Here is a 10,511-nt window from a genome sequence, read left to right on the forward strand (position 1 = left end):
GGAGCGACGGTGACGGGCACCGTCCCGCTCGACGAGCTCATCGCCGGGCTGGCCGTCGAGGTCCCGGACTTCCCGACCCCCGGGGTGGTCTTCCGCGACCTGACGCCGGTCTTCGCCGACGGCCCGGTCTTCCGCCGCGTGGTCGAGGGGCTGGCCGCGCCCGCGCTGGAGGACCCGCGGGCGGCCGCGGTGGCGCACGCCGACGACGGCGTGCCCGGCGACCCGGGCTTCGACGTCGTCGTGGGCGTGGAGGCGCGCGGGTTCCTGCTCGCCGCGGCGGTGGCGCTGCAGGCCGGCGTCGGCGTGGTGCCGGTCCGCAAGGCCGGCAAGCTGCCGCGGGACCGTGTCACCGCCGACTACGCGCTGGAGTACGGCACCGCGACCATCGAGATGCACACCGACTCGCTGCACCGCGGCCAGCGGGTGCTGCTGGTCGACGACGTGCTGGCCACCGGGGGCACGCTCGCCGCCTCCGTCGCGCTGGTGGAGGAGCTCGGGGCCGTCGTCACCGCGGTCTCCGTGGTCATCGAGCTGACCGCCCTCGGCGGACGGGAGCGGCTGGTCCCGCACCCGGTGCACGCCCTCTGGACCACCTGAGGGGAGCACCGGCCCTGCGGAGGCCGTTCCGTGACCCGGCCCGGCTAGCATGGGAGGGGTCCTCCCTCGTCTGCCGGCAGGAGTCCCCGTGGCCCCCGACGCGCCCGCCACCCGCGTGGCTGGCGCGCGGCCCGAGCAGGCGACCGGCCCGGCCGGGCCCGCGGTGCCGACCCCGGAGCCGGACCCCGCCCGCCAGGACACCGCGCCCCAGCACACCGCGACCCAGGACCCGGCGGCGGAGCAGCGCTCCGCACCGGCCGGGCGTCCGCTGGTGCGCCGCCCCGACGACGTCGGCAGCGAGCCGCCGGAGGAGGGCGGGACCGGGTCGCCGCGCCCCCGGCGGGTCCGCGACCGGCTGGCCCGCCGCATCGTCACCGGCCAGCGCAGCGGCGTGGTCCGCCCGGTCCTCGAGCCGCTGGCCGCGCTGCACCGGCAGAGCCACCCCAAGGCCGACCTGGCGCTGCTGCAGCGCGCCTACGACGTCGCCGAGGCCGCGCACGCCTCCCAGAAGCGCAAGAGCGGCGACCCCTACATTACCCACCCGCTCGCCGTGGCCACCGTCCTGGCCGGGCTGGGGATGGACACCACGACGCTGGTGGCCGCGCTGCTGCACGACACCGTCGAGGACACCGGCAAGACGCTCGAGGCGATCAGCGCCGACTTCGGCCCCGAGGTCGCCCACCTCGTCGACGGGGTCACCAAGATCGACAAGGTGAAGCTCGGCGACGCCGCCCAGGCCGAGACGATCCGCAAGATGATCGTGGCGATGGCCCGCGACCCCCGGGTGCTGGTCATCAAGCTCGCCGACCGGCTGCACAACATGCGCACGCTGCGCTTCCTCCCGCCCGAGAAGCAGGAGAAGAAGGCGCGCGAGACGCTGGAGATCCTCGCACCGCTGGCCCACCGCCTGGGCATGAACACCATCAAGTGGGAGCTCGAGGACCTCGCGTTCGCCACGCTCTACCCCAAGCGCTACGACGAGATCGTCCGGCTGGTCGCCGAGCGGGCGCCGTCCCGGGACACCTACCTCGCCGAGGTCACCGCCGCGGTGACCGAGCAGCTCAAGGCCGCGGGCATCCCGGCGGTCGTCACCGGCCGGCCCAAGCACTACTACTCGATCTACCAGAAGATGATCGTCCGCGGCCGGGACTTCACCGACATCTGGGACCTGGTGGGCATCCGGATCCTGGTCGACACCGTCCGCGACTGCTACGCCGCGCTGGGCATCATGCACGCGCACTGGCAGCCGGTGCCTGGGCGGTTCAAAGACTTCGTCGCGATGCCGAAGTTCAACATGTACCAGTCGCTGCACACGACGGTGATCGGCCCGCACGGCAAGCCGGTCGAGCTGCAGATCCGCACGCACGACATGCACCGCACCGCCGAGTACGGCATCGCCGCGCACTGGAAGTACAAGGAGAAGGCGCGCAGCGGCGGCCGCCCCGGGCCCGGCGAGTTCGGCGCCAGCAAGGTCGGCACCCCCGACGACATGCTCTGGCTGCGCCAGCTCCTCGACTGGCAGCGGGAGGCCCAGGAGCCCGGCGAGTTCCTCGAGACCCTGCGCTACGACCTCGGGCCGCAGGAGGTCTTCGTCTTCACGCCCAAGGGCGACGTCGTCAGCCTGCCCGGCGGGGCGACGCCGGTCGACTTCGCCTACGCGGTGCACACCGAGGTCGGCCACCGATGCATCGGCGCCCGGGTCAACGGCGCGCTGGTCAGCCTGGACAGCAAGCTCGCCAACGGCGACGTCGTCGAGATCTTCACCTCCCGCTCGCCCACGGCCGGGCCGTCGAAGGACTGGCTGGGGTTCGTCGGGTCCTCCCGGGCGCGCACCAAGATCCGGCAGTGGTTCACCAAGGAGCGGCGCGACGACGCCGTCGAGGCCGGCAAGGAGGCGCTGACCCGCGCCATGCGCAAGGCCGGGCTGCCGCTGCAGCGGTTGCTCGGCGGCGACGCCCTGGCCACGCTGGCCAAGGACCTGCGCTACGCCGACGTCACGGCGCTCTACGCCGCGGTGGGGGAGAACCAGATCTCGGCGGCGTCGGTCGTCGAGAAGCTGATGACCGCGCTGGGCGGCGCCGAGGGCGCGGTCGAGGACATCGCCGAGACCGCGATCCCCACCCGACGGACGGTCGCCCGGCGCACCGGCAGCGGCGACCCGGGCGTCGTCGTGCACGGCATGAACGACGTGTGGGCCAAGCTCGCCAAGTGCTGCACCCCGGTCCCCGGCGACGACATCCTGGGCTTCGTCACCCGCGGCGGCGGGGTGAGCGTGCACCGCACCGACTGCACCAACGCCGCCGACCTGCGCCGCAAGAGCGAGCGGCTGGTCGAGGTCGACTGGGCCAGCCACCCCGGGTCGGTGTTCCTCGTCTCGATCCAGGTGGAGGCGCTCGACCGGCACCGGCTGCTCTCCGACGTCACCAAGGTCCTGGCCGACGAGCGGGTCAACATCCTGTCGGCGTCGGTGCAGACCAGCCGCGACCGGGTGGCGATCAGCCGGTTCACCTTCGAGCTGGCCGACCCGGCGCACCTCGGCGCGGTGCTGCAGGCGGTGCGCAACGTCGACGGCGTCTTCGACGTCGAGCGCGTCACCGCATAGCGGTCAGGCCGGCCGGCGGGCGACGACCGCCCACAGCGGGTCGCCGGTGCCGGGCGCGGTGCGCAGCGACACCTGCGGCTCGGTGAAGCGCCCGGTGCGCCGCACGAGCTCGGCGACCAGCGCCCCGTGCTGCTCGTCGGGGGTGAGCAGCCAGCCGCGCACCGCCTTGGTCGGGAAGCACCGGTTGGAGAAGGTCACCGCCAGCGGCCCGCCCGGGCGCAGCACCCGGGCCACCTCGGCGAGCACCTCGACCGGCCGCGTCAGGTAGTCGATCGACACGCAGCAGACGGCGGCGTCGACGTCCGCGTCGGGCAGCGGCAGCCGCGGGTCGGCGTTGAGGTCGTGCACCACCCGCTCGGTGGCGGCGCGGTTGGCCGCCAGCTCGGCGGCGTTCATGCCGAGCACCACCAGCTCGGCCGGCGGCGTGCGGAAGTGCGAGACCCACGACGACATGAGGTCGAGCACCCGCACCGGGGCGGGCGCCGACCCGTCGATGCCCAGCTCGGCGTAGAGGTCGCCGACGGCGGCGATCGCGGCGTCGTCGATGTGGGTGACCAGCCGCGGCGGGCCGTAGAACTCCGCGTCGGGCCGCTCGTCGGCCCGGGAGAAGAAGCCGGCGGGGAACCCGGCGTGGGGATCGGGTCGGGTCGTCACGTGGCCGGGGTCATGGACTCGATGGTGACCGGAACGGTCGGGGCGCCGCCGCCGGGGGAGGGGTCGAGCGAGCCGTCGTTGCCGTTGGCCGCGACGACGTCGAGCACGGCCAGCCCGGCGTCGTCGATCGTGCCGACGACGGTGTAGGCCGGCGGCAGCGTGCTGTCGCCCCACACCAGGAAGAACTGGCTGCCGTCGAGGCCCTGCCCGCTGTTGGCCATCGCCACGGTGCCGCGCGGGTAGGTCTCGTCGCCGTCGACGTCGGTGGGGAAGGCGTAGGTGGGCCCGCCCGCGCCGGTGCCGGTGGGGTCCCCGCACTGCAGCACCTGCAGGCCCTGGGTGTCGACCTCCCGGTGGCACGCCGAGCCGTCGAAGAAGCCCAGCCCGGCCAGGTGCAGCATGCTCGCCGCCGCGCACGGCGCGCCGGCCCGGTCCAGCGTGAGGACCAGCTCGCCCAGCGACGTCGTCATGCGCAGGTCCGCGGTGCCCTCGGCGGGGACCTCGGTGGCCGGCGGGTCGACGTCGACGGCGTAGGGGTTGCCCGACCGGGCGGCGATCCAGTCGCAGGTCGCCGTCGTCCCGGCCGGGTCCACCGCGCCCCCGCCGCCGCTGCCCGCGGCCGGCGAGGCCGTCCCCGCGACGGTGCCGGTGCAGGCGGCCAGCGACACCACGGCCAGCGACAGCACGGCCAGCGGGACCGCCGCGCCGGTGCGCGCCGCGGCGCGCAGCCGGGAGGTCACGCGGCGACGGTGAGGGACTCGATGCGGACCTCCTGCGTCGGCGCGCCGTCGCCGGGGCCGTTGCTGCCGTCGTTGCCGGCGGCGGCGACGGTGTCGAGCGTGGCGAGGCCCGCCTCGTCGATGGTGCCCAGCACGGTGTAGTTCGGCGGCAACTGGCTGTCGCCCCACACCAGGAAGAACTGGCTGCCGTCGAAGCCCTGCCCGCTGTTGGCCATCGCGACCGTGCCGCGCGGGTAGGTCTCGTCGCCGCTCACCTGGGTCGGGAACTGGTAGGCCGGCCCGCCGCGGCCGGTGCCGCTCGGGTCGCCGCACTGCAGCACCTTGAGGCCCTCGGAGTCGGTCTCCCGGTGGCAGACCGTGCCGTCGAAGTAGCCCTGCTGCGCGAGGTACACCATGCTCGCCACCCCGCACGGGGCGTTGGCGTTGTCGAGGGTGAGCCCGATCGGGCCGACGTTGGTGGTGATGCTCACCGCCGTGGTCCCGGTCGGGACGACCTCGGCGGGCGGGGTGCCGGTGTCGCCGCGCAGGTCGGGGTTGCTCGCGGTGTCGGCCGGGGTCCAGTCGCAGGTGCCGTCGCTGCCGTCGACGACCCCGGGTGTCGTCGGCGCCGCACTGGTGCTGGTCGCGGCCTCCGCGGTGCTCGGGTCCTCGTCGCCGCCACCGAAGCCGGCGACGAGCGAGACCGCGCCGCCCACCAGGACGACGGCGAGCACGGTCACCACGACGAGCAGGTTGCGGCGGCGCTTGCGGGCCAGCTCGGCACGGCGCTCGAGCTGCCGCTGCAGGCGGCGCTGCGCGGCAACCCGCCGCTGCTTGTTGGTCGGCACGGGTCGGACACTCCTCGGACGGACGGCTGCTCCGCGGGGCGCGGTCACGGCCCCCGGCCGCACCACCCGGTCACCCCGCTGGTCGATCCGCGAGTGTAGGTGGCCGACCTGGGGACGCCGGTCCGCCGGACCGCAGGGGCGCTGCGAACGGCGCGCGTAACCTGCACGGGTGCTCATCCGCTCGTTCCCGGCCGGCGCCTTCGCGACCAACTGCTACGCCGTCGCTCCCGGGCCGCGGTCGGAGTGCGTCGTGGTCGACCCCGGCATGGACGCCGTCGAGCCGCTGGCGCGGATGCTCGCCGAGGACGGGCTCAAGCCGGTCGCGGTGGTCCTCACCCACGGCCACCTCGACCACACCTTCTCGGTCCTGCCGGTGTGCGACGGCTACGACATCCCCGCCTACCTGCACCCGGAGGACTCCGGGATGCTGGCCGACCCCGCCCGCTGGCACGGCCCGGCGCTGGCGCCGCTGGTGGCGGGCGTCCGGCTGCCCGACCCGGCGGGGGTCCGGCCCCTCGACGACGGCGCCGTGCTGTCCCTCGCCGGGGTGGAGCTCACCGTCCGGCACGCGCCCGGTCACACCCGCGGCTCGGTCGTGTTCTCCCTCGACCTGGGCGAGGCTCCCGGGCTGCTCGCCGGCGACGTGCTGTTCGCCGGGTCGGTGGGCCGGGTCGACCTGCCCGGCGGGTCGTGGCCGGACATGCTCCGCTCGCTGCGCGACGTCGTCCTGCCCCTCGGCGACGACACCGTCGTGCTACCCGGGCACGGCCCGGCGACGACGGTCGGTCGCGAGCGGGCCACCAACCCCTACCTGGCCGAGGCCGCCGCCGGGGCAGGCGCCGCGCCGAAGGGCCGGGGCCTGTGAGTGGGCATCGCAGCGAGCGCCAGCGAGCGAGGAGCGGAGCGAACAGCCGAGCGGAGCGAGGAGGGATGACGCCGTGAGTGGGATGACCGCGCCCAAGGGCGCCTTCGACGTCCTGCCGCCGGAGTCGGCGCGCTTCCTCGCCGTCCGCGACACGCTCACCGCGCCGCTGCGGCGCGCCGGGTACGGCTACGTCGAGACGCCGGTGTTCGAGCACACCGAGGTCTTCTCCCGCGGCGTCGGGGAGTCCACCGACGTCGTGACCAAGGAGATGTACACCTTCGACGACCGCGGCGGCCGCTCGCTGACGCTGCGCCCCGAGCTCACCGCCGGGCTGATGCGGGCGTTCATCGAGCACCGGCTGCACACCGGACCGCTGCCGGTGAAGCTGTGGACGGTCGGCTCGGCGTTCCGCTACGAGCGCCCGCAGGCCGGCCGCTACCGGCACTTCACCCAGGTCGACATGGAGGCCCTCGGCGTCGACGACCCCGCGCTGGACGCCGAGGTCGTGGCGCTGGGCGTGCAGGGCTTCCGCGACCTCGGGCTCACCGACTTCGAGCTGCTGCTCACCTCGCTCGGCGACGCCACCGACCGCCCGCCGTACCGGGAGCGGCTGGTCGAGTACCTGGCGAAGCTCGACCTCGACGAGGAGACCCGCCGCCGGGCGGAGATCAACCCGCTGCGGGTGCTCGACGACAAGCGGCCCGAGGTGCAGGCCCAGCTCGACGACGCCCCGCTGATGGTCGACCACCTGTCGGACTCGACGAGGGCGCACTACGACGCCGTCCGCCAGCACCTCACCGACCTCGGCGTGACCTGGACCGAGGCGCCCCGGCTGGTGCGCGGGCTGGACTACTACACGAAGACGACGTTCGAGTTCGTCCACCACGGGCTGGGCGCGCAGTCGGCGATCGGCGGCGGCGGGCGCTACGACGGGCTGTCCGCGGCGCTCGGCGGGCCGGACGTGAGCGGCATCGGGTACGCCGTCGGTGTCGACCGGACGCTGCTGGCGGTGCAGGCGGAGGGGCTCGACGTCGCCGCGGCCCCCGGGGTGCAGGCGTTCGTCGTCCCTCTCGGGGCCGACGCCAAGCGGCTCGCGGTGCGGCTGGTCGGCCGGCTGCGGGAGGCCGGCGTGTCGGCCGACACCGTCTACGGCGACCGCGGGCTCAAGGGCGCGATGAAGGCCGCCGACCGGTCGGGTGCCTCGCACGCGGTCGTCGTCGGCGAGCGGGACCTGGCCGAGGGCGTCGGCCAGCTGAAGGACCTGCGCACGGGGGAGCAGCGCGCCGTCCCCGTGGGTGACCTGTTCGAGGCGCTGCGGACGGCGGTGAGTGCGTGATGGAGACCCGACCCCTGGGACGGACCGGCGCGGAGGTCTCCGTCGTCGGCCTGGGCACCTGGCAGCTGGGCGGTGACTGGGGCGACGTCGACGAGGACGCCGCCGCCGGTGTGCTCGACGCCGCCCTCGACGCCGGCGTGACGCTGCTCGACACCGCCGACGTCTACGGCGACGGCCGCAGCGAGGAGCGCATCCGCAAGGCGCTGGCCGCCCGGTCGCAGCGGCCGTTCGTGGCGACCAAGGCCGGCCGCCGCGCCGACCCGTTCGAGGCCGCGCAGTACACCGCGGAGAACCTGCGGGCCTGGGTCGACCGGTCGCGGCGCAACCTCGGCGTCGACACCCTGGACCTGGTGCAGCTGCACTGCCCGCCGACGGCCGTGTACTCCGACCAGCGGGTGTACGACGCGCTCGACGCCATGGTCGCCGACGGCGCGATCGCCGCCTACGGCGTGTCGGTGGAGACCGTCGCCGAGGGGCTGACCGCGCTCGAGCACCCCGGCGTGCAGTCGATCCAGGTGATCCTCAACGTCTTCCGCCGCAAGCCGCTCGAGGAGCTGCTGCCCGCGGCCGCCGCGGCCGGCGTCGGCGTGCTGGCCCGGGTGCCCCTGGCCAGCGGCCTGCTGTCGGGGAGGTACAGCGAGTCGACGACGTTCGGCGCCGACGACCACCGGAACTACAACCGCCACGGCGAGGCCTTCGACGTCGGCGAGACCTTCTCCGGCGTGCCCTACGAGGTCGGCGTGGCCGCCGCGCGGGAGTTCACCGCGATCTGCGGCGACCGGGTGCCGGCCCAGGTGGCGCTGCGCTGGGTGGTCCAGCAGCCCGGCGTCACCTGCGTCATCCCCGGTGCCCGCTCGGTGGAGCAGGTGCGGTCGAACGTCGCCGCCGCCGACCTCCCGCCGCTGACCGACGCCGAGCTGGCCGACCTCGAGCGGCTCTACGACGAGCGCATCCGGCAGCACGTCCACGACCGCTGGTGACACCTCCCATCCCCCTGAGAGAGAGACCCCTGTGCTCCGCACCCACGACGCCGGCACGCTGCGCGCGTCCGACGCCGGTTCCACCGTCACCCTCGCCGGCTGGGTGGCCCGTCGGCGCGACCACGGCGGCGTCGTCTTCGTCGACCTCCGCGACGCCTCGGGCTACGTGCAGGTCGTCGTCCGCGAGGAGGAGGCGCACGCCCTCCGCAACGAGTTCTGCGTGCTGGTGACCGGGGAGGTCCGGCAGCGGCCGGCCGGCAACGAGAACCCCGAGCTGCCCACCGGTGAGATCGAGGTGGCCGCCGCCGAGCTGCGGGTGCTCTCGCCCGCGGCGCCGCTGCCGTTCCCGATCGAGACCGACCAGGCCGCCTCCGACGACGTCCGCTACAAGTACCGCTACCTCGACCTGCGCCGGCAGGGCCCGGCCCGGATCATCCGGCTGCGCAGCGAGGTCAACCGGATCGCCCGCGGCGTGATGGCGCAGCACGGCTTCGTCGAGGTGGAGACGCCCGACCTGACCCGGTCCACGCCCGAGGGCGCCCGGGACTTCCTCGTGCCGGTGCGGCTGCAGCCGGGCAAGTGGTACGCGCTGCCGCAGTCGCCGCAGCTGTTCAAGCAGCTGCTCATGATCGGCGGGCTGGAGCGCTACTACCAGATCGCCCGCTGCTTCCGGGACGAGGACTTCCGCGCCGACCGGCAGCCGGAGTTCACCCAGCTGGACTTCGAGATGAGCTTCGTCGAGCGCGACGACGTGCTCGCCGTCGTCGAGGACGTCGTCCGCGCGCTGTGGCGGGAGCTGGCCTCGCACGAGGTCCCCGAGATCCCGCGGATGACCTACCGCGAGGCGATGGACCGGTTCGGGTCGGACAAGCCCGACCTGCGGTTCGGCATCGAGCTCACCGAGCTGACCGGGTTCTTCGCCGACACGCCGTTCCGCGTGTTCCAGGCGCCCTACGTGGGCGCGGTGGTCATGCCCGGCGGCGGGTCGCAGCCGCGCCGCGCCTTCGACGCCTGGCAGGACTGGGCCCGCTCGCGGGGCTACCGCGGCCTGGCCTACGTGACCGTCGCCGAGGACGGCACGCTCGGCGGCCCGGTGGCGAAGAACATCTCCGACGCCGAGCGCTCCGGGCTGGTCGAGGCCGTGGGGGCGAACCCCGGGGACTGCGTGTTCTTCGCCGCCGGCCCGCGCCGGTCCTCCCAGGAGCTGCTCGGGGCGGCCCGCAACGAGATCGCCCGGCGGCTGGAGCTGGTCGAGCCGGGCACCTGGTCGTTCCTGTTCGTCGTCGACTTCCCGATGTTCGAGCAGACCGAGGACGGCGACTGGACGTTCATGCACCACCCGTTCACCTCGCCCACGCCGGAGTGGCGCGACCGGTTCGCCGAGGACAAGGGCGCCGCGCTCTCCGACGCCTACGACCTGGTCGTCAACGGCAACGAGCTGGCCAGCGGTTCGGTCCGGATCGCCGACCCCGAGCTGCAGGAGCGGGTGTTCGAGACCCTCGGCATGTCCCGCGAGGAGGCCCGCGAGCGGTTCGGCTTCTTCCTCGAGGCCTTCGCGTACGGCCCGCCGCCGCACGCCGGTGCCGCCCTCGGGTGGGACCGGCTCACCGCGCTGCTGGCCGGGGTCGACTCGATCCGCGAGGTCATCGCCTTCCCCAAGACCGGCGCCGGGTACGACCCGCTGACCGGCGCGCCCACGCCGATCACCGACGCGCAGCGCAAGGAGGCCGGCATCGACGCCGTCGCCGACGAGCCGGCCCTGCCCGGCGAGCCCGGCGCCCCCGGGCCCACGAACCCGGCGCACTGAGCCGACCGGGCCCCCCCGGCCCCCCCCCCCCCCCCCGCCCGCCCCCCCCCCCCCCCCCACCACCACCCACACCACCCCAAACACCAACACCTCCGCGAACCCC

Annotated in this window: 9 protein-coding genes; 6 read left to right on the forward strand and 3 right to left on the reverse strand. The window is 74.7% G+C overall.

Annotation, left to right across the window (positions count from 1 at the left end; genetic code table 11):
- Positions 1-9 precede the first annotated feature (9 nt).
- Together ACI78U_RS19960 and ACI78U_RS19965 are read left to right on the forward strand one after the other, a co-directional pair.
- On the forward strand, positions 10-597 hold the full coding sequence (locus ACI78U_RS19960; protein WP_456877133.1) for an adenine phosphoribosyltransferase: 588 nt from the start codon (positions 10-12) through the stop codon (positions 595-597).
- Between the two features lie 88 nt (positions 598-685).
- The gene (locus ACI78U_RS19965; RefSeq protein ID WP_456877134.1) at positions 686-3,199 is read left to right on the forward strand and encodes a RelA/SpoT family protein; all 2,514 of its coding nucleotides are present in this window, start codon (positions 686-688) and stop codon (positions 3,197-3,199) included.
- A 3-nt stretch (positions 3,200-3,202) separates the two neighbouring features.
- Here ACI78U_RS19965 and ACI78U_RS19970 read toward each other — a convergent pair whose 3' ends face one another.
- From ACI78U_RS19970 to ACI78U_RS19980, 3 genes are read right to left on the reverse strand one after another with little or no spacing between them, the layout of a single operon-like run.
- Positions 3,203-3,853 carry a class I SAM-dependent methyltransferase gene (locus tag ACI78U_RS19970; protein WP_456877135.1) on the reverse strand — a complete coding sequence of 217 codons (651 nt, stop codon included), beginning with the start codon at positions 3,851-3,853 and terminating at the stop codon, positions 3,203-3,205.
- A complete protein-coding gene (locus tag ACI78U_RS19975) occupies positions 3,850-4,593 on the reverse strand; it encodes a peptidylprolyl isomerase (protein WP_456877136.1) in 744 nt (247 codons plus the stop codon). Before ACI78U_RS19975 ends, ACI78U_RS19970 begins: the two co-directional genes overlap by 4 nt.
- Complete coding sequence (locus ACI78U_RS19980; RefSeq protein ID WP_456877137.1) at positions 4,590-5,420, reverse strand: peptidylprolyl isomerase; 831 nt, start codon at positions 5,418-5,420, stop codon at positions 4,590-4,592. Before ACI78U_RS19980 ends, ACI78U_RS19975 begins: the two co-directional genes overlap by 4 nt.
- A 169-nt stretch (positions 5,421-5,589) precedes the next feature.
- Between ACI78U_RS19980 and ACI78U_RS19985 the strand changes: the two genes are divergently transcribed.
- From ACI78U_RS19985 to aspS, 4 genes are all read left to right on the forward strand, one after another.
- Positions 5,590-6,285, forward strand: coding sequence for an MBL fold metallo-hydrolase (locus tag ACI78U_RS19985; RefSeq protein WP_456877138.1), 696 nt, complete (start codon positions 5,590-5,592; stop codon positions 6,283-6,285).
- A gap of 82 nt (positions 6,286-6,367) precedes the next feature.
- Positions 6,368-7,621, forward strand: a complete 1,254-nt coding sequence (gene hisS, locus ACI78U_RS19990) for a histidine--tRNA ligase (RefSeq protein WP_456877141.1) — start codon at positions 6,368-6,370, stop codon at positions 7,619-7,621.
- Positions 7,621-8,601 (forward strand): aldo/keto reductase, encoded by a 981-nt coding sequence (locus ACI78U_RS19995; protein WP_456877139.1) that lies wholly within the window; start codon positions 7,621-7,623, stop codon positions 8,599-8,601. Before hisS ends, ACI78U_RS19995 begins: the two co-directional genes overlap by 1 nt.
- Positions 8,602-8,632: 31 nt before the next feature.
- Entirely contained in the window at positions 8,633-10,408 is a 1,776-nt protein-coding gene (gene aspS / locus ACI78U_RS20000; protein WP_456877140.1) for an aspartate--tRNA ligase, read from the forward strand.
- Positions 10,409-10,511 lie beyond the last annotated feature (103 nt).

It is taken from the genome of Geodermatophilus sp. SYSU D00710 (assembly GCF_054050195.1).

Bases quoted from the DNA above. Each gene is read 5' to 3' on its own strand.
- hisS (WP_456877141.1), top strand. From the start codon at position 6,368: ATGACCGCGCCCAAGGGCGCCTTCGACGTCCTGCCGCCGGAGTCGGCG.
- ACI78U_RS19995 (WP_456877139.1), top strand. From the start codon at position 7,621: ATGGAGACCCGACCCCTGGGACGGACCGGCGCGGAGGTCTCCGTCGTC.